The sequence below is a fragment of the Consotaella salsifontis genome (assembly GCF_900167365.1).
In the GTDB taxonomy this organism is placed as follows: domain Bacteria; phylum Pseudomonadota; class Alphaproteobacteria; order Rhizobiales; family Rhizobiaceae; genus Consotaella; species Consotaella salsifontis.
The window spans coordinates 120,313-139,772 of the sequence record NZ_FUXL01000007.1 but is presented as its reverse complement, the minus strand read 5'-3'; the positions used below and the strand labels follow the sequence as shown (position 1 = coordinate 139,772).

Annotated in this window: 19 protein-coding genes; 8 read left to right on the top strand and 11 right to left on the bottom strand. The window is 65.5% G+C overall.

Annotated features, from left to right (window positions below; translation table 11 throughout):
• Positions 1-228 precede the first annotated feature (228 nt).
• Positions 229-1,503, bottom strand: a complete 1,275-nt coding sequence (locus tag B5D38_RS11810) for a D-tagatose-bisphosphate aldolase, class II, non-catalytic subunit (protein WP_078708628.1) — start codon at positions 1,501-1,503, stop codon at positions 229-231.
• Positions 1,504-1,635: 132 nt separating this feature from the next.
• On the opposite strand from B5D38_RS11810, the gene B5D38_RS11805 reads away from it, so the two are divergent.
• The 8 genes from B5D38_RS11805 to B5D38_RS11770 all read left to right on the top strand — a co-directional run bounded on the left by B5D38_RS11805 (position 1,636) and on the right by B5D38_RS11770 (position 9,821).
• The gene (locus B5D38_RS11805; protein ID WP_078708627.1) at positions 1,636-2,418 is read left to right on the top strand and encodes a DeoR/GlpR family DNA-binding transcription regulator; all 783 of its coding nucleotides are present in this window, start codon (positions 1,636-1,638) and stop codon (positions 2,416-2,418) included.
• Positions 2,415-3,395: an N-acetylglucosamine kinase gene (locus B5D38_RS11800; protein WP_078708626.1), complete on the top strand. Its 981-nt coding sequence runs from the start codon at positions 2,415-2,417 to the stop codon at positions 3,393-3,395. Before B5D38_RS11805 ends, B5D38_RS11800 begins: the two co-directional genes overlap by 4 nt.
• A complete protein-coding gene (locus B5D38_RS11795) occupies positions 3,392-4,654 on the top strand; it encodes an ABC transporter substrate-binding protein (protein WP_078708625.1) in 1,263 nt (420 codons plus the stop codon). The genes B5D38_RS11800 and B5D38_RS11795 overlap by 4 nt, the downstream gene beginning before the upstream one ends.
• A 156-nt stretch (positions 4,655-4,810) precedes the next feature.
• Complete coding sequence (locus B5D38_RS11790; RefSeq protein WP_078708730.1) at positions 4,811-5,719, top strand: carbohydrate ABC transporter permease; 909 nt, start codon at positions 4,811-4,813, stop codon at positions 5,717-5,719.
• Positions 5,719-6,597, top strand: coding sequence for a carbohydrate ABC transporter permease (locus B5D38_RS11785; protein ID WP_078708624.1), 879 nt, complete (start codon positions 5,719-5,721; stop codon positions 6,595-6,597). The genes B5D38_RS11790 and B5D38_RS11785 overlap by 1 nt, the downstream gene beginning before the upstream one ends.
• A 27-nt stretch (positions 6,598-6,624) precedes the next feature.
• The gene (locus B5D38_RS11780) at positions 6,625-7,578 is read left to right on the top strand and encodes an SIS domain-containing protein (protein WP_078708623.1); all 954 of its coding nucleotides are present in this window, start codon (positions 6,625-6,627) and stop codon (positions 7,576-7,578) included.
• 84 nt (positions 7,579-7,662) lie between these two features.
• On the top strand, positions 7,663-8,742 hold the full coding sequence (locus B5D38_RS11775; RefSeq protein ID WP_078708622.1) for an ABC transporter ATP-binding protein: 1,080 nt from the start codon (positions 7,663-7,665) through the stop codon (positions 8,740-8,742).
• Between the two features lie 179 nt (positions 8,743-8,921).
• Positions 8,922-9,821: a LysR family transcriptional regulator gene (locus B5D38_RS11770; RefSeq protein WP_078708621.1), complete on the top strand. Its 900-nt coding sequence runs from the start codon at positions 8,922-8,924 to the stop codon at positions 9,819-9,821.
• A 30-nt stretch (positions 9,822-9,851) separates the two neighbouring features.
• Here the strand turns inward: B5D38_RS11770 and fdhD are convergent, their stop codons facing one another.
• The 10 genes from fdhD to B5D38_RS11720 form a co-directional block, all read right to left on the bottom strand.
• On the bottom strand, positions 9,852-10,688 hold the full coding sequence (fdhD, locus tag B5D38_RS11765; RefSeq protein WP_078708620.1) for a formate dehydrogenase accessory sulfurtransferase FdhD: 837 nt from the start codon (positions 10,686-10,688) through the stop codon (positions 9,852-9,854).
• A gap of 99 nt (positions 10,689-10,787) precedes the next feature.
• A complete protein-coding gene (locus B5D38_RS11760; protein WP_078708619.1) occupies positions 10,788-11,696 on the bottom strand; it encodes a formate/nitrite transporter family protein in 909 nt (302 codons plus the stop codon).
• A gap of 65 nt (positions 11,697-11,761) precedes the next feature.
• Positions 11,762-12,217: a hydrogenase maturation peptidase HycI gene (gene hycI, locus B5D38_RS11755; RefSeq protein ID WP_078708618.1), complete on the bottom strand. Its 456-nt coding sequence runs from the start codon at positions 12,215-12,217 to the stop codon at positions 11,762-11,764.
• Positions 12,214-12,642: a formate hydrogenlyase maturation protein HycH gene (gene hycH, locus B5D38_RS11750; protein ID WP_078708617.1), complete on the bottom strand. Its 429-nt coding sequence runs from the start codon at positions 12,640-12,642 to the stop codon at positions 12,214-12,216. The genes hycI and hycH overlap by 4 nt, the downstream gene beginning before the upstream one ends.
• A gap of 14 nt (positions 12,643-12,656) precedes the next feature.
• Positions 12,657-13,439, bottom strand: coding sequence for an NADH-quinone oxidoreductase subunit B family protein (locus B5D38_RS11745; protein WP_078708616.1), 783 nt, complete (start codon positions 13,437-13,439; stop codon positions 12,657-12,659).
• Positions 13,436-13,984: a formate hydrogenlyase complex iron-sulfur subunit gene (locus B5D38_RS11740; RefSeq protein ID WP_078708615.1), complete on the bottom strand. Its 549-nt coding sequence runs from the start codon at positions 13,982-13,984 to the stop codon at positions 13,436-13,438. The genes B5D38_RS11745 and B5D38_RS11740 overlap by 4 nt, the downstream gene beginning before the upstream one ends.
• A gap of 10 nt (positions 13,985-13,994) precedes the next feature.
• The gene (locus B5D38_RS11735; RefSeq protein WP_078708614.1) at positions 13,995-15,710 is read right to left on the bottom strand and encodes a hydrogenase large subunit; all 1,716 of its coding nucleotides are present in this window, start codon (positions 15,708-15,710) and stop codon (positions 13,995-13,997) included.
• Complete coding sequence (locus tag B5D38_RS11730; RefSeq protein ID WP_078708613.1) at positions 15,710-17,323, bottom strand: hydrogenase 4 subunit F; 1,614 nt, start codon at positions 17,321-17,323, stop codon at positions 15,710-15,712. Before B5D38_RS11730 ends, B5D38_RS11735 begins: the two co-directional genes overlap by 1 nt.
• 3 nt (positions 17,324-17,326) lie before the next feature.
• On the bottom strand, positions 17,327-17,980 hold the full coding sequence (gene hyfE, locus B5D38_RS11725) for a hydrogenase 4 membrane subunit (RefSeq protein WP_078708612.1): 654 nt from the start codon (positions 17,978-17,980) through the stop codon (positions 17,327-17,329).
• Positions 17,981-17,990: 10 nt separating this feature from the next.
• The gene (locus tag B5D38_RS11720; RefSeq protein ID WP_078708611.1) at positions 17,991-19,454 is read right to left on the bottom strand and encodes a hydrogenase 4 subunit D; all 1,464 of its coding nucleotides are present in this window, start codon (positions 19,452-19,454) and stop codon (positions 17,991-17,993) included.
• Positions 19,455-19,460: the final 6 nt, after the last annotated feature.

Genomic DNA, 19,460 nt, shown 5'->3' with positions numbered 1-19,460 from the left:
GCGAACGGAAAGAGCCGCCGCGATGAAGAAGCCGACGGCGAGCACGATATAGACAATGTCGAACATGGTTGTGCTTCCGGTTGTCGATGCCAACCGGTAGCGCGCCTGCGCGTCAACGGGCCATTCGCAAGGATGGGCGCGGGCATAAACGCCGCGTAAACGCGCTATGGCGCGTTCACGCTCGTCATTGATGGCGCCATGGGCCGTTGCGGGCGCCGGCGCGCGCGATCAGCCAAGCGTCGCTTGGCTGTAGCTCCGGATCACGCGGCAGACCGACTGTTCGATGAGTTCGGCGGGGCGCGCGGGAAACCGCCGCGCCGCAACGTCGGGATAAAGCCAGGCGAGATGCTGGCTGATCAGCGTCTCGGGGATCGGGCGATTGCCAAGCCTTGCCAGCAGCGCGTCGACCGCGTGCTGGACTTCAGGGCGCGGCCAATAATAGCGGATGCGGTCGCTATAGCTGTAATGGCGCTGGCGAAGAAGTTCTGCCTCCTCGCAGTGATAATGGCCCTTCCAGTATCGTGGATCGTCGACCATCACCCGCTCCATGGTGGCGCGCAGCGTTTCGTCAGCCGGGACCTTGTCGAGAATGGCGCTGATCGCGTCGAGGCCGTAAAGCGCCTCGCGCATGGCGAAGGTCAGTCCGGGGCCGACCTTGAGGATGGCGAAGCCGTCATCCACCAGCGCCGACAGGGCGGAAACCGGCTGATAGTCGGTGGAATGAGCCTCGAACACGAAGCCCGGAAGCTGCCCCAAGGCCGAGGACAGCGCCCGCGCGGCGGCCGGATCGTAGGCATGGACCTCCTCGCCGCCGAACTCGACACCGGGCTGGACGACCAGACCGATCGCGCGCTCGAAGGCCGCTTCCAGCCCGGCGGCGGCAAAGGCCTTGCGGTGAACCTCCACGGTTTCAAGCGCCGCTTCGGGCGATGTCGGCTTGAGGCTCGAAAGGGAGTGGGTGGCGCCGCCCGGCGGCGGCACCTCCGTGCCGACGATGTAGTGGAGCCGGCTTCCCTGACGTTCGGCCGTTGCTTCCGCGACCTTGGCGAGCCGGGCGGCGCGCCCGGCGGTGATCTCGTCCGGCACGGCCACGGGCTCGCCGGCGCAGCCCATGCTCGTGTCGAGATGGATTTTCGTGAAGCCCGCCTCGACGAAGGCTGCGACCATCGCCTCGGCGCGCCCCATCGCCTCTTCCGCCGGAAGGTGCTTCCAGGGATTGGGGCCGAGATGATCGCCGCCGAGGATCATGCGCGAGGTGTCGAACGCGGCCTTGGCGGCGAGATCGAGAACGAAATCGCGGAACGCGGCCGGCGTCATCCCGGTGTAGCCGCCCTCCTGGTTCACCTGATTGCACGTCGCCTCGATGAGAAGCGGTCCCTCGCGCCCCGCAGCTTCCGTCAAGGCCGCGCGGAGAACCACCGGATGGGCCGAGCAGATCGACGTTATCCCCAGGGAGGTGTCCCGGCTTTTCTGCGGCAGGTCCGCGAGGTCGAAAATCGTCATCGATCGTCTCTCCGTTCTTGGCGCTCCCCCATTCATGACACCAGAAAATTTCAACTTCAATCAAAAAACTGATTGACACTGATCAAAATGGCCGGAAGTATGACTGCTACAGAGCAGAGAGATCCTGGCCTCATGAAAGACGACCGCTTCTCAGCAATTCGGCAGATGCTCTATGCCTCCGGTGCGAGCTCGATCCAGGAGATCGCGGACGCCGTCGGGGCATCACCGGCCACCATCCGCCGCGACCTTCAGGTCATGGAGCAGGAGGGTGCGGTCACGCGGACCCGTGGCGGCGCGCGCATCGCCGACAGCGTCGGCATTGAGGTCGCCTTTCAGCACCGCGAGCGGCAGAACCTGCCGGCCAAGCGCGCGATCGCCGAGCTCGCCTTCCAGAAGGTCGTGCCGCACAGCGCGATCTTTCTCGACGCGGGAACCACCGTTCTTCAGCTGGCCCGCTGCATCCGGCTTGATCCGATGCCGCTGTCGGTCTTCACCAACTGCATCGTGGTGGCGCAGGTTCTGATGGATGTCGCCGGCATCAAGTTGACGCTGATCGGGGGCGCGCTGCGCGCGGAAAACGCCTCAATGGTCGGCGCTCTGGCCGAGGCGATGCTGGAGCGGCTGTGGTTCGATCAGTTGTTCCTGGGCGCGGGCGCGCTGTCCGACGACTGCTGCATCTACAGCCTGGACGAGGCGGAGGCGCGCCTCAACGAAAAGATGCTGGCGCGCGCCTCGGCCAAGGCGCTCCTGATCGACTCCAGCAAGTTCGGCAAGCGTCTGCCCTATCGCGTGGCCCCTGTGACGCCTGATCTTCAGGTGTTGACCGATGAAGACCTTGCGCCGGATTGGCGGGCGCGGCTTGCCGAGGCCGGCTCGGCCCCGGTCTTGGCGCCCGTTGCGGGAGGCCAGCCATGAGCCTCGTTCTCGGCATCGACAGCGGTGGGACGAAGACGCTTGCGGCTCTGGCCGATGCCTCGGGCGAGGTGGTCGCCGTGCTGCGCTGCCCCGGCCTCGACCCATCCAGTCAGCCGCGCTGGCGCGAGTTGCTGCGGGATCTCGTTTCCCGGCTGCCGCGCCAGGAGGAAATTTCCGCCGCCGTGTTCGGGCTCTCCGCCTTCGGGGAGATCGCCGCCTACACGGAGGAGCAACTTCGCCTGGCGCGGGAGCTGGTCAGGGTGGAGCCCATCGTCGAGAACGATGTGCGCATCGCCTTCGACGGCGCCTTCGCAGGCGCCAGCGGCGGTGGCGTCCTCGTTCTGGCGGGCACCGGGTCCATGGCCTGGGCCAGCCTCAACGGCCCCGGCGACCCTCATGTGCGGGTCGGCGGCTGGGGAGAGGCCTTCGGCGACGAGGGCAGCGCCTTCTGGATCGGACGGGAGAGTCTTCGCGCCGTTTCCCGCGAGCTCGACGGGCGCAGCGCCGGGTCCGATTTCTCGTCCGCCTTCCTCGCCCGCCTGGGCGTCGCGCCCTCGGAGCTGGCGGCGTGGTGCTATGGCGCCGAGAACAGGCGGGCCGAATTCGCGCGCCTGGCGATGATTACCTCCGATCTCGCCGAGGCCGGCGATCCCGTGGCCCTTCGTCTCATGGCAGAGGCCGCCGACGAACTTGCCGAAACCCTGCTCACGGCTTGGCGGCTTGCCGCCGGAGAGGCGCCGCTCACCTGGAGCTTCGCCGGCGGGGTCATGAGGAGCTCCCTCATTCGCGAGAAAATCCAGGATCGAGTGGGGTGCGCGCCGGTCGCCGGGCGCCTTCCTCCCATCGGCGGCGCGCTTTTCCGCGCCGCCGTCCATGCCGGTTGGAACGTCACGCCCCAATGGGTGGAGCGCGTCGACGCTTCCCTCCGCAATTTCCCCGCCTACGCAGACCCATCAAGCAAGGAGACGAGAAAATGAGAAGACGCACTTTCCTGTCGCTCGTCGCGGCGCTCAACACCGCAATTGTCTTGCCCTCTCTGACGGTGGCCGAGGCGGCGAACGCCGAGACGCTGACCGTCCTTCTGCCGCCCTGGGGCACGATCCCCAAGGCGATGACCGATCGCTTCCAGAAGGAGGAGGGCGTCACCCTCAACATCCAGACTATGGGTTGGGACGAAATCCGCACCAAGATCGTGACGTCGATGGTGGCGCAGACCGCCCCGGCGCAGGCGACCGAGGTGGACTGGTCCTGGGTCGGCCAGTTCGGCGCCGCCGGCTGGTATGCGCCGCTCGACGGCAAGATCGCCGACGATACCGTCGCCGACATTCCGACGGCGGAAATCTTCAAGTTCGACGGCAAGCTCCTGGCGCTGCCCTACAACAACGACTTCCGCATCCTGATCTACAACAAGTCGCATTTGGAAAAGGCCGGCATCGACAACCCTCCGAAGACGCCCCAGGAGCTTCTCGACCAGGCCAAGGCCATCAAGGACGCGGGCGTCACGAAATTCCCGCTGGGCCTGCCGCTGTCGGCGACAGAAGGCACCTCGACGGCCTGGTATCTTCTGACGATGGCGTTTGGCGGCGATCTCTTCGACAAGGATTTCAAGCCGCTCTTCACCGACAAGGACTCCGGCGGCTACAAGGCGCTCGCCTTCATCGCCGACGCGCTGAAAGACGGCCTGATCGATCCAGCCGCGACGGGGCTCAAGGACGTCGAGGTGCAGGAGCTCTTCAAGAGCGGCGCGATCACCTTCGACGTCGCCGGCTGGGCCGGCAATCTCGCGGTCTACAGCGATTCCTCCAAGTCCCAGGTGGCCGATCAGGTCGACGCGGCGCTGATGCCGTCCGCAACCGGCAAGTCGCGCACCTTCGGCCTGCCCGAGGCCATCGGCATTCCGACATCGGCGGACAATCAGGAAGCGGCCGCCAAGTTTATCGAGTGGGTGGCCAAGCCCGAGAACGAGATCGAGATCTACAATTCGCTTGGCGATCTGCCGCCGCGCCTCAGCGTGCTGAAGCAGCTCGACGACGAGGGCAAGCTGTTTGCCGGCGACAAGCTGCTGGCGCAGGCCAAGACCGTCGAGCCTCTGTTCAAGCAGGGCACGCCCGGCTGGTATCCGGAGTTCTCCAGCGCGGTGGCGAGCACGATCAACCAGCTCGCCAAGGGGCAAATCTCGGTCGACGAGGCGGCCGAGAAGATCGCCGCGCGCGCCAAGGAAGCCTCCGAACGCTAGAGGCGATTGCCGGCTCAGGCGCCTCAAGACGACGACCCGCCTGACGCGGCGGGTCATCGCGGCCGGGTCGGACCGCCGACCTCAACCGACGTTCGTCCCGAAGATAAAGGGAAGAACGCGGGCTTCTTCCATCCCGTCTCACGGAGCGCGGAGCATATGACGGCTCAACGCATTCTGGCCGCGCGACCGGCCTATCAGTTCGGCGAAGCGGCGATGGGACTCGCCTTCGTCCTGCCGATCGTCGTGATCATGGGCGGACTGGTGTTCATGCCCCTCGTGACGACGGTCATCGACAGCTTCTATCGCGTCGATCCGATGCGGGCCGGCGAGCCCTTCATCGGGCTGCGCAACTACACCGACCTGATGACCGACTCCAACGTCCAGGCCTCCTGGATGAACACCTTCGCCTATGTGGTGATGGCGGTGGTGCTGGAAACGGCGGGCGGGCTGGGTGCCGCGCTCCTGCTCAACAACATTCGCCGGGGCCGGCAATGGCTGCTGGCGGCGACGGTTCTTCCCTGGTGCCTGCCGCCGGTGGTCAATGCCATCGTCTGGATGTGGATCTACAATCCGAGCTATGGCGTACTCAACCATGCGCTCATTTCGCTCGGCCTCCTCGACGCGCCGAGGGTATGGTTCAACGATCGCGGCACGGCGCTCTTTCTGGTCACGCTCGTCCATGTCTGGCGGATGATGCCGCTCACCGCCATCATCCTGCTCGCCGCGCTCCAGAGCGTGCCGAAGGAGCTTTACGAGGCCGCCAAGCTGGACGGCGCCGGGGCCCTCAAGTCGTTCCGCCTGGTCACTCTGCCGCTCATCTCGGGCGGTCTCGCCATCGCTCTCAGCCAGTCGACGGTCTTTGCCTTCAACCTCTTCGACGAGGCATGGATCATGGGAGGGTCCGGGCTCGACACCCGCTCCGTCATCATCCAGGTCTACATGTCGGCTTTCCAGAACCTGCGGTTTTCCTACGGCATGGCGCTCTCGCTGCTGGCGATGATCGCGTCCCTCATCGTTTCGATGATCTACGTGCTGCGCGTCTACCGCGAGACGAGGCTCGACTGATGTCCGCTCGAACCATCAACAGCCGCTTCCTCCTTGCCGGAAAAGTCGTCGGCGTGCTCGCCCTCCTGTTCTGGTCGGTCGGTCCGATCTATTGGGCGCTGGCGACGAGCCTGACGAGGCCCGCGGACCTTGTTTCCAAGGCGCCGCGCTTCTGGCCGGAGCACGTCACCTTCGAGCACTACGCCCGTCTTTTCGGCGCGGAGAGCGTTTCCCAGGGCAACACCGTGCAGTCGGTCTGGCCGCAGTTCTCGGCGGCTCTCCTCAACAGCATCTTGACCTCGCTCGCCGCCACGGTGCTGACCGTCGCCATCGCCGCCTTCGGCGCGTATGCCTTCGTCAGATTGCGTTTTCCCGGCCGCAATCTCGTGTTCGTCCTCGTCGTCGCGACAATGGCCATTCCTGCCTACACGGTGATGATCCCGCTCTACCGGCTGATGATCATGATGGGCCTGATCGACACCTATGTCGGGATCACGCTGATCTATGTTTCGGCCTTCCTGCCGCTCGCGCTCTGGCTGATGCGCACGGTCTATCAGGCGATGCCGCTGTCGCTGGAGGAGGCGGCGTGGCTGGACGGGGCAGGGCGCATCTACACGCTGCTGAGGATCGTCATGCCCTTGGCGGCGCCGGGCCTGATCGCGGCCGCGATCCTGACCTTCCTCAACGCCTGGGGCCAGTTCATCGTGCCCCTCGTCTTTTCGCCGACGCTCGCGACGAAGCCGCTGACCGTCCTCATCCCCGAGTTCGTCACGCGCAACTATGTCGATTACGGCCTGATGAACGCCGCGGGCATCCTGGCAATCGTTCCACCGATCATCCTTGTGATCTTCCTGAACCGCTATCTCGTCAGCGGTCTGATGGCCGGTGCGCAGAAATAACTCGAGAATAACCCTAGGAGACAAGTGATGAGCGTCACCGAGCGCGTCATTTACGAGCAGTTCCCGTTCTGGCGGAAGGCTATCGAGCTGGAATTGCCGCCGCTTCCGGCGAAGACCCTCGTCTTCGTCGGCTGTGGAACGTCCTATTATCTGTCGCAGAGCCTCGCGGCCGCGTTCAACCTCGCCGGACGGCCGGCGGTCGCGGTTCCGGGGGCGGAATGGATATTCAACCGGCGCGCCTATGTCGGCGAGCGCACGGACGTCTGTGTGGTCGGCCTGTCGCGCAGCGGCGAGTCCACCGAAACGGTCCGTGCCATTCGCGAGAGCGTTGCCGCGGGCATCGATACGGTCGCCATCACCTGCGCCGCCGACAGCGCCATCGCCAAGGCGGCGGATCAAACGATCTTCGCCGCCACCCATGCGGAGGAGGGTATCGTCATGACCTCCTCGGCCAGTCTGATGCTTCTCGTTGGCCTGCGCTGGGCGGGCGTTTCCGTGGCAGAGGCGACCGTCGCGGCGGCGGAGCAGGCGCTGCGCGAGATGGCCGCGAAGGCCCCCGGCATCATCGAGGGGCGCTCGCACTTCGTTTTCCTTGGCGGCGGCGCGCTCTACGGCCTTGCTTCGGAGGGGGCTCTGAAGCTTCAGGAAATGAGCATCACCTATTCGCAGGCCTTCCACCCGCTGGAATACCGGCACGGGCCGATCAGCCTGGTCGACGATCGTACGCTGGTCGTGCTGCTCTACGGCGAGGAAACCCGCGAGGCGGAAGAGCGCGTCGCGCGGGACGTCCAATCCAAGGGCGCCAGGGTCATCGGCTTCGGCGGCGCCGGCGACCTTTCGCTGCCGATCGGCGAGTCGGGCCTCGGCCGGATGCTGATCATGCTGCCGGCGCTCCAGCTTCTCGGCGAGGAGGTGGCGCGGGCAAAGTCCATCGACACCACCCAGCCGCGCCACCTGACCAAGGTCGTGACTCTGTCCTGACGCGTCGTACGCCTAGCGGCCGGAGCGCGCCTTCGGCCGCCGTGGACGCGGGAATGAAAACACCGACTCTTGAGGGATTGCGACATGGCAGCGGTCGATATCGAAGGGCTTCGCAAGAGCTATGGCAAGGCCGAGATCATCCATGGCGTCGATTTGGCCATTGCGGAAGGCGAGTTCATCTCGCTCATCGGGGCATCCGGGTGCGGGAAATCGACCCTGCTACGGATGATCGCCGGTCTGGAGCCGATCACTGGCGGGAGGATCTCTCTCGACGGGCGCGTCATCAACGACGTTGCCCCGAAGGACCGGGATATCGCGATGGTCTTCCAGAACTACGCGCTCTATCCCCATCTCACGGTGTTCGAGAACATGGGGTTCAGCCTCAAGCTGCGGAACGTGCCGAAGCCGGAGATCGAGAAGGCCGTCGGCCAGGCGGCGGCACTCCTCGGCCTCGAGCCCTATCTCCAGCGCTACCCGAAGGAGCTGTCGGGCGGGCAGCGCCAGCGCGTCGCCATGGGGCGGGCGATCGTGCGCAAGCCCCAGGTGTTCCTGTTCGACGAGCCGCTCTCCAATCTCGACGCCAAGCTGCGCGTCCAGATGCGCAGCGAAATCAGGGCGCTGCAGCGCCGCCTCGGAACCACGTCCATCTACGTCACCCACGACCAGATGGAGGCGATGACGATGTCGGACCGGATCGTCGTCCTCAATGCCGGCAGGATCGAGCAGGTCGGCGCCCCGCTGGAGGTCTACGATCGGCCGGCGAACATCTTCGTGGCGACCTTCATCGGATCTCCCGCGATGAACCTCCTGGAGGGGCGGGTGGAGCGCTCCGACGGCAAGTCGATCGTCTGGCTCGGGGAGATTGCCGTGTCCCTGGAACTGCCGGATGAGGTTCGCGACGGAGCCGCAGTAGTGCTCGGCATTCGCCCGGAGCACTTCGAGCTCGATCCGGGGCAGCCGTCAACATCGGCGCTGCCGGTCGTCGTTCAGATGACCGAGCCGACGGGCGCGGAACTTCAGGTCTACGGCGAGTTCGCCGGCGACAGAATCGTCGCGACCTTCCGCAATCGTCCCGCTCTTGGCGAAGGCGAGACTGTGCCGATGAGGATGCCGCAAAGTGCTCTGCATGTCTTCGACCGGGACAGCGGCCGGCGGCTCAACTAGCCCTTAAAACAGCGAAATCGACGATCGTTGGTCGGGCGACGGTAAGCCGCACAAGCTTTTTTAGAACCAATCTTGCAAAATGCGTCTCATCTTGACATGTTTTGCCGGGGACGGGCGGAGCTGCGCGCGCTGACGGCCGGTCTTTGGATCGCGGCGCTCGATCGTAGGCAGATCAAACCATGGAAGAAAAGCTGCATTTCTTGCTGGCGCTCGCCCGCGAGAAGCATTTCGGGCGTGCTGCGCAAGTCTGCGGCGTTTCTCAGCCAAATCTCTCTGCGGCCATCAAGCAGCTGGAAGCAACGCTGGGCGTGCCTCTGGTGGATCGGGGATCGCGCTTCATCGGCTTTACGGCGGAGGGTGAACGTGTGCTCGAATGGGCGCGGCGTATTCTTGGTGATTTCCAGGCTCTGCGCGCCGATATCGAGATGATGAAGAAGGGCGAGACGGGGCACGTGCGCATTGCCGCGGTGCCGACGGCCCTTCCCGTCATGGCCCGCCACACTTCCGCACTATGGGATGCCCATCCGGGCGTGCGCATCACCGTCTACTCCCAGAGCTCGACTGAGATCCTGTCGAAAATCGACAATCTTCAGATCGATGCCGGGATCACCTATCTCGACAACGAGCCGGTCGGCCATGTCTACGAGGTCCCGCTCTACCGCGAGCGCTACCACCTGATCACCAGCGCGGATGGACCGTACGGCGAGCGCAAGTCCATCACCTGGGAGGAGGCGGCGAGCCTGCCCCTCTGTCTTCTCAGCCGCGAGATGCAGAACCGGCGCATCATCGACCATCTCTTCGAGGAGGTGGGGGCGGCGGTCGAGCCGAAGCTTGAGACGACGTCGATCACAGTGATCCAGACCCATGTCGCCACCGGCGTCTGGTCGACGATCCTGCCGCGTGTCATGGTGGAGGTGCTCAACCTGCCGCAACACATCCGAGCGATCCCGCTGGTCGCGCCCGAAATGACCCGGCTCATTGGCATGGTGGTGGCGAAGCGCGACCCGCAGCCACCGCTGACGGCCGCCCTCATCGCACAGGCCCGCGCGCTCGCGCCTCTTTTGAGCGCGATGGCCTAAGGCTTTATCGGCCTGCGCAACGTTCTATCGTCACTCGGAAAAGTCGACGCGCTGGGGATGGGTGAAGACCTCGAAGCCGTCGCGCCGTGCGACGCCGACCAGCGTGATGCCCGCCGCCTCGGCGGTGGCGACCGCGAGAGAGGTCGGGGCGGAAACGGCCATCAGCATCGGCGCGCCAAGGACGGCACACTTCTGAACCAACTCCACCGAGATGCGGCTGGTCATCAGAACAATGCTGGACGACACGGGGAATTTCTGACGCGCGGCCGCGCCGACCAGTTTGTCGAGGGCGTTGTGACGGCCGAGATCCTCGCGCACCGCCACGATGCCGTGGTCCTGCGTGAACAGAGCGGCGCCGTGCACCGCCCGCGTTTCGTGGAACAGGCGCTGACCGGTGGCCAGCGATGCCATAGCCCCCATCATGTCGGCCGGCTGAAAGCGCGCGCCGCTTGAAACCGTCTTCGGCTCGATGAGGACCTCGGACAGGCTGTCAACGCCGCAAAGGCCGCATCCCGTCGGGCCGGCGAGGGTTCGGCGGCGTTGCGAAAGGCGCTTGTTGCACGCCTCGTCGATCCACAGGCGCGCTTCGACGCCGCGATCGAAGGCCACGATATCGATCGACAGGATGTCGGCGGGCGATCCGACGATCCTTTCGGTCAGGCTGAAGCCGACCGCGAAATCCTCGAGATCGGCTGGGCTCGCCATCATGACTGCGTGGGACGAGCCGTTATAGGTGACGGCGACCGGAACCTCTTCCGGCACACTGCGTGTGTCTTCGGGCAGCGCGCGTCCGCGCCAGACGATCCGCGGGACAGGACGATGAGCGGCAGGAAGTTCCGTTGCCTCTTCGAGTGCGCATTCGGTCATCGAGCAGTCTCCGTGCCTCGAACACTATCCGGCCCCAAGGCGGCCCGGGTCTTGGGAGGGGAGGCGGCACCCGCCTCTCCTCATGGTGCGCCGTCCTTGTCAGCGGCTGGTCGCGACGCGGCCGGGGCGCGCCTTGGGCGCTTCGCTCGTGACCAGCGGGTGAAGGCCGCCGAGGCTCTTGCGATAGATCATCCAGTAGATGCCGCCGACCAGAAGGCCGCCGCCGACGATGTTGCCCAGCGTCGCCCAGATGAGATTCTGGATGACACCGCCGACCGTCAGCATCGACACATCAACGCCCTCAGGCACGTGTCCCATGGCCTTGAGGACCAGGGCGTAGGGCAGGAAGTACATATTGGCGACGCAGTGCTCGAAGCCAGCGGCGACGAAGGCGGAGATGGGCAGGATGATGGCGACGATCTTGTCGGACACCGAGCGGCCGGCATAGGCCAGCCAAACGGCGAGGCAGACCATCAGGTTGCACAGGATGCCCTTGAAGAAGATCGTTATCCAGTCCTGATTGGTCTTGGCGATGGCGAGGTTGATGATGGCCTTGCCAACGCCGCCGTGGTTGAGCGCGTCGTTGTGGGCCATGAAGACCAGAAAGACTAAGCCGAGCGAGCCGACGGCGTTGCCGAGCCAGACGATGGTCCAGTTGCGGATCATCTGGGCGGTGGAAATCTGACCGTTGGCGCGGGCCATGACGATGAGCGAGTTGCCGGTGAAGAGCTCGGCGCCGCCGACCATGACCAGTGCCAGGCCGAGACAGAAGGCGAGGCCGCCAACGATTTTCTGGGTTGCAAAGGAAAGGTCGGGATCGGCCAGCACGATGGTGTAGTACATGCCGCCGAGACCGATGCTGCCACCGGCGACGATGGCCAGCATGAAGGTGGGCCAGAAGGGCATCGTCGCCTTCTTGACGCCGAGCTTCTCGACCTTCTCCTGGATTTCAGGCGGCGAATAGCAGTCCATTCCGAAAATGGCCTGGTTGTTGTCGTTTCCTGCCATTGTTCATTCCCCCTTCTTGAGCTTTGTACAGCGAACGGGATCCGGTGGCCGCGAGGAAGGGCGCGCTAGATGCGCGGGAAGTCTTCGGGGCGACCGTTCTCGACGAGGTGGCGATGAAGCCTCGTCACAGCGTCATCCACCGCGGGCGAAACGGGGCCGTAGAAGCTCGTGTCCTTTGGCTGAATGCCGAGGAAGAGGATTTCCGACACGCTTTCGCGCAGCGATTGAATAAGGAAACTCAAGGGGATGGCATGGGTGGTGATGAGGAAATGCTCCACCACGCTCTCCTCCTCGATGAGGCGGATTTCGCCGGGGGCGAGCCCCATCTCGGCAGCATCCACCACAAGCACGCGCTCCGGCTTCAGGGCGCGCACCGTATGAGTATGGTTCTCGGGCGTCTGGCCGCCGTCAATGACGGTCCAGCCCGGCGCCGGCTCTGCTTCCAGGCGCTCGGCCAGGAGCGGCCCGGCGGCGTCGTCGGCCCGCAGCACGTTGCCGACGGTGAAGACGATGCTGGTCATCGCACCCACCGACCCATGAGATAGATTGCCGGTTCATCGCGGATGGCATCGAGGCAGGTGTCGAGGCCCGCGAGAAAAGCCGCCATCTCGGCGTCGGCCTTGGGGCTCACTTCGGCGACCGCGGTCTTGAGCAGGCCAACATGGGTGATGTCGACGATGATCTCGCCGAACTTGTAGAGGCCGGCGAGCTTGCGCCGGGCCTCGCTGTCCTCGGGCAGGGCCTCGATGATGCGGTCGACCGCCGCGCGCGGAGCGCGGAACTGCGGCTTAAAGCAATCGAAAACGCCGATGTGATGCCCGATCGCCAGGGAGTAGTACATCACTTCCTTGGACTTTTCGGGGATGTCTTCCTTGCGCTCCAGAAACTTCTGCTTGAGCTGATAGAAGATGACCTCCTCGGTCGCCGTATAGACCGGAATGTTCATCGTCGCGGCCTCCCTCAGGCTTGCAGGGCCTCAGCCACCACGCTCTCAAGGCGGCTGAAGATCTCGACGCGGCGCGGGTCGGGCTCGGTCGCCCGAAGCTGGGCCATCCGCATCGGGAAGGGCGTGTCGCTCTGCTGTTCGATGACGGCGAAGAACTCCTCGGCGATGTCGCGGCCCTGGCGATAACCCGCCATGCGCCGCGCCTCGCGCTCGATGGCGACCCGCAGGACATAGGGTATGTCGGGGTGGGCCAGCGGCGCGGCCTCGCCCGGCGCCTCGATGTGCGTCTCGGCCTTCAGCTTCTGGCCGAGCAGGCCGAGCGCCACGGCAAAGCCGTAGATGGTGGCGGCCGGTGTCGGCGGGCAGCCAGGAATGTAGACGTCGACCGGCACGAGCTGATCCGTGCCGCCCCAGGTGCAGTAGAGATCGTGGAAGATGCCGCCGGTGCACCCGCACGCACCATACGACACGACGATCTTCGGATCGGGCGCAGCCTCATATGCCCTGAGCGCGGGCATACGCATGGCGCGCGTCATGGCACCGGTATAGAGCAGGATATCGGCGTGACGGGGCGAGGGCACGACCTTGATGCCGAAGCGCTCGGCGTCGAAGACCGGCGTGATCGAGGCGAAGATCTCGATCTCGCAGCCGTTGCAGCCGCCGCAATCCACTCGGTAGACATAGGCGGAGCGCTGGATGTCCTTGAGGAGCGTCGCCTTCATCGCCGCGATCTGCGCGGGGATGGAAACGGCGCCGGGAGAGGTCAGGAGCGTCTGGGCGTTGACCGGGGCGTTCATTTGCGCGTCTCCATTTGGCGAGCGATGGCCATGTCGGCGAGCTTCTGGAGGTCGGCCCGGCGCTTGCACTCCGGGCAGGTGGCGAGCAGGGTCCGCTGGCGATCGGTGAGCTCCTCGGCCTCGCTGGCCTGGGCCAGGAGGGCGCCGGCGTAGGCGATCTCCTTGGCCGGGGCAAACGGCTTGCCGCACACCTCGCACTGGGCGAGCGTGAAGACGGCGCGGCGCATGAGGTCGGCCTTGGAGCCCACGGCGAGCTCGAAATCCGGGGTCAGATAGATGGCGCCCGTCGGGCAGGACTCCTCGCAGCGCCCGCAGAAGACGCAGCGGCCATAGTTGATCGACCAGGTGCGCGTGCCTGCCTCGATGTCCGTCTCCATCTGGATGGCGTTGGGCGGGCAGGCGATGGTGCATGCGGCGCAGGCGATGCACTTTTCCGCTTCGTGTTCCGGCTTGCCGCGGAAGTCCTTCGACACCTCGAGGGGAGCGAAAGGATACTTCACCGTGGCTTCGCCGGTGCGGAAGATCTCCTTCAAGAGTTTCAGCATGACGGCGACCTCACTTCAGCGGGGAGTTCTTGCGCTCACGGCCGTAGCGCTCGACTTCTTCGATGGGGACGGTGACGGATTTCTGCTTGCGCACGTCGACGAAGGTGACGCGGTCCGTGCACGAGTAGCAGGGGTCGAGGCTGCCGACGATGACGGGGGCGTCCGACACCGTGTTGCCGCGCAGCATGTAGCGGAGAACCGGCCAGTTGTTGTAGGTCGAGGCCCGGCAGCGCCAGCGATAGAGCTTCTGGTTGTCGCCGGTCATCGACCAGTGGATGTCCTCGCCGCGCGGCGCCTCGGTGAAGCCGAGGGCGAACTTGTGCGGCAGGTACTCGAAGTCCTCGGTGAGGATCGCCCCGCCGGGCGCCGTGTCGAGCAGCGCGTCGATGAGGTCGAGGCTGTCGAACACTTCCTCGGCGCGCACCAGGGTGCGGGCGAGCACGTCGCAGCCATCGTGGGAGCGGATGGTGTTCTTGACTAGGCCGTAGCCGGCAAAGGCATGGTCGGCGCGGGTGTCGCGGGCGTGGCCGGAGCCACGCACGAGCGGCCCGACGGGCGAGTAGTCGCGGGCGATCTGCTTGTCGAGAAGGCCGACGCCGTTGACGCGGCCGCCGACATTGGCGGTTTCCAGCAAGATGTCGACAAGGCGCTGGGTGTCGACCCTTAGCTCCGCCGAAACGCGCCGCGTCTCGGCTGCCTGCTCGCCCAGGATGTCGCGCCGGACGCCGCCGATGAGGTTCATGGCGTAGGTCTTGCGCGATCCGGTGAGGAGTTCGGCCAGCGTCATCGCCTTCTCGCGCACGCGGAAGAATTGCTGGAAGCCGGTGTCGAAGCCGACATAGTGGCAGACGAGGCCGAGATTGAGCAGGTGGCTGTGCATGCGCTCGGTTTCGAGCAGGATCGAGCGGATGGCCTGGGCGCGGGCGGGAACGTTGATGCCGAGGGCATTCTCGATGGAGGTGGTGTAGGCCACCGAGTGGGCATAGCCGCAGATGCCGCAGACGCGATCGGCAAGGAAGGTGACCTCGTTGTATCCCATGCGGGATTCGGCCACCTTCTCCATGCCGCGGTGGACATAGAACATGCGGTAGTCGGCGTCGATGATGTCCTCGCCGTCGACGAAGAGACGGAAGTGGCCGGGCTCGTCCGAGGTGATGTGGAGCGGCCCCACCGGAACGATGGTGGTCTCTCCCTTGGCCTCGTTGATGAAAGGATAGGTCTCGTTGTCGGCGACGGGCGCCGGACGCATCCGGTAGTCCATCGAGTCCTTGCGCAGGGGGTGAAGATCGTCCGGCCAGTCGTCGGGCAGCACCAGACGCCGCTCGTCGGGCAGGCCGACCGGCTTCAGCCCGAACATGTCGCGCACCTCGCGCTCGCCCCAGACGCAGGCCGGAACGACCGGCGTCACGGAGGGGAATTCCTGCGTGTCGGCCGGCACCTCGACCCGCACCACGATGTGGCACTTCTCGGGGCCTTCCATGGACAGCACGTAGTAGACCGCGAAGACGCCGGTGAGCGAACGCTCGTCATTGCCGACCACCACGGAAACCCAGCCGTAGTGCTCGTAATAGAGCGTCTTGACCACGTCCTGGAGCGCCGACGGCTTGACCGTGATCGTCACCTGGCGCGGCGTCTGCCATTCCTCCTGGAGGATGGCGTGGGGCAGGACGCCGCGAAGGGCCGACAGGATGGAGGCGCCGACCCGGTCCTGAGAGAGAATGTCCATTATTTCGTCTCCTTCTCGGCGGCGGGCTCGGCAGCCGCGGCGGGAGTTGCGAGGAGGCCGTTGTCATCGGCGAAGAGGGTGGTGCCGCCAAACTGCCAGGGGCTGGCGACCGTCACCGGGTCGCCACCGTCGAGGACGATGGCGCTGGCGTCGGCCACGAGCTTGGCGATGGGGGCCGGCACGGCGAAGCCCATGACCAGCACGAGCGCGGCGAGGATGCCGAGGGGCACCAGCGTGGCGGCGCTAACGTCGCCGGGCTTGGCGCCCTCGCTCGTCTTGCCGAGCACCGAGCCGGAGATGATCTGGATGAAGCCGGCTATGGTGACGGTGAAGAAGAGGAGGCAGACGAGCATCAGCCAGGGATGGCCGGCCTTCAGCCCGGCTGCGAACACCAGGAACTCGCTGACGAAGACGTTGAAGGGCGGAAAGCCCGACAGCGCCAGCGCGCCGATCATCAGAAGCAGGCCGCTCGCCGGGGCGAGGCGCAGCATGCCCTTCACCTTGTCGAGGTCGCGGGTGCCGTACTTCATCAGCACGTTGCCCGAGCCGCAGAAGAGCAGCGCCTTGGCGAGGCTGTGGTTGATGGAGTGGAGCAGGGCGGCGGCGACGCCCAGCGGGCCGCCGAGGCCGAGGCCGATGGCGATGAGGCCGACATGCTCGACGGAGGAGTAGGCCAGCTTTCGCTTCAGGTCCTTCTGGACAAAGAACAGCATCGCCGCGACCACGACCGACAGAACGCCGAGGGTGAGAAGCAGCGTCTGCGGGAATTCCGGCCCGATCGCCCGCACCATCAGCGCGAGGTAGCGGATGATGACGAAGAGGGCGCATTTCAGAAGCACGCCGGAAAGCAGCGCGCTCACCGGGCTCGGAGCCTCGGAGTGGGCGTCCGGCAGCCAGGCGTGCATCGGGAAGAGGCCCGCCTTGGTGCCGAAGCCGATGACCACGAAGACGAAGGCGATCTTCATCAGCGAGGGATCGAGGGACGCGGCGTTCTGGGCGAGCGACGTCCACAGCACCGCCTGATGGGGATCGGCGAGAACCTCGGAGCCGTTGGAGAAGACCAGCACCGTGCCATAGAGGCCGAAGGCAACGCCCACCGTGCAGATGACGACGTATTTCCAGGCGGCCTCGAGCGAGGTCTTCTCGCCGTAGATGCCGACCAGGAAGGCGGAACCCAGCGTCGTCGCCTCGACCGCCACCCACATCATGACGATGTTGTTGGCTGTCGCCGACAGAAGCATGGTGAAGACGAAGAGGTTGAAGAAGCCGTAGTAGATCTTCGCCCGGCGCATATCGAGATGGCCGACCTCGATGTCGTGGCGGATATAGCCGAGAGAATAGAGCCCGGTCATCAGGCCGACGACGGCGATGATCATCAGGAAGATCGCGCCGAGTGAGTCGACATAGAGCCAGCTTGCCAGCGCCTCGAGCCGCGCGCCGCCGAGCACCTGCCCGGTCATGGCGAGGGCAAGGGCGAAGACGAGGACCATGGAGACGACGTGGGCCGCCTCGCAGGCTCTCAAGCTCATGACGCGGGCCGGCAGGAGCAGGATCGCCAGGGCGATCACCAGCGGTCCGGCGAGAATGAAAAGGGGCAGGGACGAGGGTGTCATGATTCAGCCCTTGAGGGTCGTGAGCTTGCGGGCGTCGAGAGAGCCCAGCGTCTTGCTGATGCGCATCCCGAGCACCGCCATGATGACGACGGCGAAGACGGCGTCGGTGGCGATGCCCACCTCCACCAGCTCGGGCGCGTTGGGCGCCAGGATGGCCAGCGTCAGGTGCGAGCCGTTCTCCATCAGGCAGTAGCCGAAGACCTGCTTGAGGATGTTGCGCTGGCCGACGATGCAGCCGAGCCCGAGGAAGAAGTGGGCGAGCGAGATGGCCAGAGCCGGCTTGAGCGGCAGGGCGGCCGGCAGCGTCACGCGGGAGATGACCGCGTAGCAGAGGATGACGATGAGGGCCGCGCCGACGATCGAAAGCGCGGCCGGCATCACCGCCCCAGAGCCGAGCTCGGGGTCCTCGAGCCGCCGGAACATCTTCGTCATGATGACCGGAACCAGGACGACCTTGGTGACGAAGGCCGAGGCAGACCACAGATAGAGCTCGGTGGAGCCGGTGGTCATGGCGATCGACACGAAGAGGGCGACCAGAACCAGCGACTGGAGAGCGTAGAAGCGGGCCGCCTGGACGGGGCGCGGCGCCAGCGCCACGAGCAGTGCCGTGACGATCAGGAAGCCGGATAGACCGTTGATGAACAAAGTGCCTTGCATGGAATTCTCCTCAGCCCAGCCACCAGGCGGCGATGCCGCTTGAAGCAACCGACATGATGATGAGGACGACGAGGACGATCTGGATGCTTCTCGGCGTCGGTCCCGATTGCTCGATGGCCTCCGAGGGCGTTCCGGGAATGCAGGTGCCGAGCCACTTCAGGAACCAGGCGAAGGTGCCGACGGATTCGGCGAGCGCGATGACCGCGATCACCATCAGCGGCCAGTGCTCGCGCCCGACCTGGAAGCCGCCGGCGAAGATCGCGAACTTGGAGAAGAAGCCGGAGAAGGGCGGCACGCCCGCGATCGCCATGGCGGCCACGGCAAAACCGACGCCGAGCAGCGGCTTCTTGGCCATGATGCCGCGAAGCTGCGGCAGGAGACGGGTGCCGGCGGTGTAGGACAGGGCTCCCGCCACCAGGAAGAACAGCGTCTTGGCGAAGGCGTGGTTGAAGATGTGGGCGATGGCCCCTTTGAAGGCGAGGTCGGAGCCGAAGACGGAGAAGGACAGCCCGAGGAAGATGGTCGAGAGCTGCGTGATGGTCGAATAGGCAAGCAGCCGCTTCATATCGATCTGCGGCAGGTACATGGCGAAGCCGTAGACCAGCGTCAGGGTCGCCATCACCGCGCCGACCCATCCGACGATCTCCGGCGCGCCGCCTGAAGAGAGCAGGCCGCGGGCGAAGATGTAGACGCCGACCTTCACCATCGAGGCGGCATGGAGGTAAGCGGACACCGGCGTCGGCGCCTCCATCGCGTCGGGCAGCCACATGTGGAAGGGGAGCTGCGCCGACTTGCCCCATGCGGCGATGAGGATGGCGAGGAGGATGGTCGCCTTCTGGGACGCCGGAAGGCCTGCGATCGCCGTCAGCGCGAAGGTGCCGGTGTCGATGAAGATGAGCGCGGCGGCGACGTAGAGGCCGAGCGAGGCGATGTGGGTGACGATCAGCGCCTTGGCCGCCGAGCGCAGCGCCTTCGGGCTCTCGTAGTAGCCGATGAGGGCCCAGGAGCAGGCGCCGGTGATCTCGAAGAAGACGAGCTGGCCGATGACTGTGGAGGTAAAGACCAGCCCTGCCATCGCGCCGATGAAGATCAGCAGGAAGGCGTAGAAGCGGCGCCGTCCGATATCGGGATGCTCGCGGTTGCCCTGGTTGAGGTAGCCGATGGAATAGAGCGCCACCAGATAGCCGATGACGATGACGGCGGAGGCGACGAGGACGCTGACGCGGTCGATCGTCAGGCCGAGGATCTCGGTGGAGCCGAGACCGATCAGGCTAGTGTGCGCGCTCTCGAAGCCGCCGGCTTCGAAGATCCAGGCAAGGCACAGGGCGATGAGCACGGCGGCGGCGGCGAAGATCTGGCAAACCCATTTGCCGGCGTCGCGCGGCAGGGCCGCGATGAGCGCCGCGCCGAGGAAGGGCACCAGCGTCGCCGCGAGGGCCAGGATGGCGGGTAATGTCGTTGGGAGAGTAATCACTGGATG

Bases quoted from the DNA above. Each gene is read 5' to 3' on its own strand.
- B5D38_RS11810 (WP_078708628.1), bottom strand. From the start codon at position 1,503: ATGACGATTTTCGACCTCGCGGACCTGCCGCAGAAAAGCCGGGACACC.
- B5D38_RS11805 (WP_078708627.1), top strand. From the start codon at position 1,636: ATGAAAGACGACCGCTTCTCAGCAATTCGGCAGATGCTCTATGCCTCC.
- B5D38_RS11800 (WP_078708626.1), top strand. From the start codon at position 2,415: ATGAGCCTCGTTCTCGGCATCGACAGCGGTGGGACGAAGACGCTTGCG.
- B5D38_RS11795 (WP_078708625.1), top strand. From the start codon at position 3,392: ATGAGAAGACGCACTTTCCTGTCGCTCGTCGCGGCGCTCAACACCGCA.
- B5D38_RS11790 (WP_078708730.1), top strand. From the start codon at position 4,811: ATGACGGCTCAACGCATTCTGGCCGCGCGACCGGCCTATCAGTTCGGC.
- B5D38_RS11785 (WP_078708624.1), top strand. From the start codon at position 5,719: ATGTCCGCTCGAACCATCAACAGCCGCTTCCTCCTTGCCGGAAAAGTC.
- B5D38_RS11780 (WP_078708623.1), top strand. From the start codon at position 6,625: ATGAGCGTCACCGAGCGCGTCATTTACGAGCAGTTCCCGTTCTGGCGG.
- B5D38_RS11775 (WP_078708622.1), top strand. From the start codon at position 7,663: ATGGCAGCGGTCGATATCGAAGGGCTTCGCAAGAGCTATGGCAAGGCC.
- B5D38_RS11770 (WP_078708621.1), top strand. From the start codon at position 8,922: ATGGAAGAAAAGCTGCATTTCTTGCTGGCGCTCGCCCGCGAGAAGCAT.
- fdhD (WP_078708620.1), bottom strand. From the start codon at position 10,688: ATGACCGAATGCGCACTCGAAGAGGCAACGGAACTTCCTGCCGCTCAT.
- B5D38_RS11760 (WP_078708619.1), bottom strand. From the start codon at position 11,696: ATGGCAGGAAACGACAACAACCAGGCCATTTTCGGAATGGACTGCTAT.
- hycI (WP_078708618.1), bottom strand. From the start codon at position 12,217: ATGACCAGCATCGTCTTCACCGTCGGCAACGTGCTGCGGGCCGACGAC.
- hycH (WP_078708617.1), bottom strand. From the start codon at position 12,642: ATGAACATTCCGGTCTATACGGCGACCGAGGAGGTCATCTTCTATCAG.
- B5D38_RS11745 (WP_078708616.1), bottom strand. From the start codon at position 13,439: ATGAACGCCCCGGTCAACGCCCAGACGCTCCTGACCTCTCCCGGCGCC.
- B5D38_RS11740 (WP_078708615.1), bottom strand. From the start codon at position 13,984: ATGCTGAAACTCTTGAAGGAGATCTTCCGCACCGGCGAAGCCACGGTG.
- B5D38_RS11735 (WP_078708614.1), bottom strand. From the start codon at position 15,710: ATGGACATTCTCTCTCAGGACCGGGTCGGCGCCTCCATCCTGTCGGCC.
- B5D38_RS11730 (WP_078708613.1), bottom strand. From the start codon at position 17,323: ATGACACCCTCGTCCCTGCCCCTTTTCATTCTCGCCGGACCGCTGGTG.
- hyfE (WP_078708612.1), bottom strand. From the start codon at position 17,980: ATGCAAGGCACTTTGTTCATCAACGGTCTATCCGGCTTCCTGATCGTC.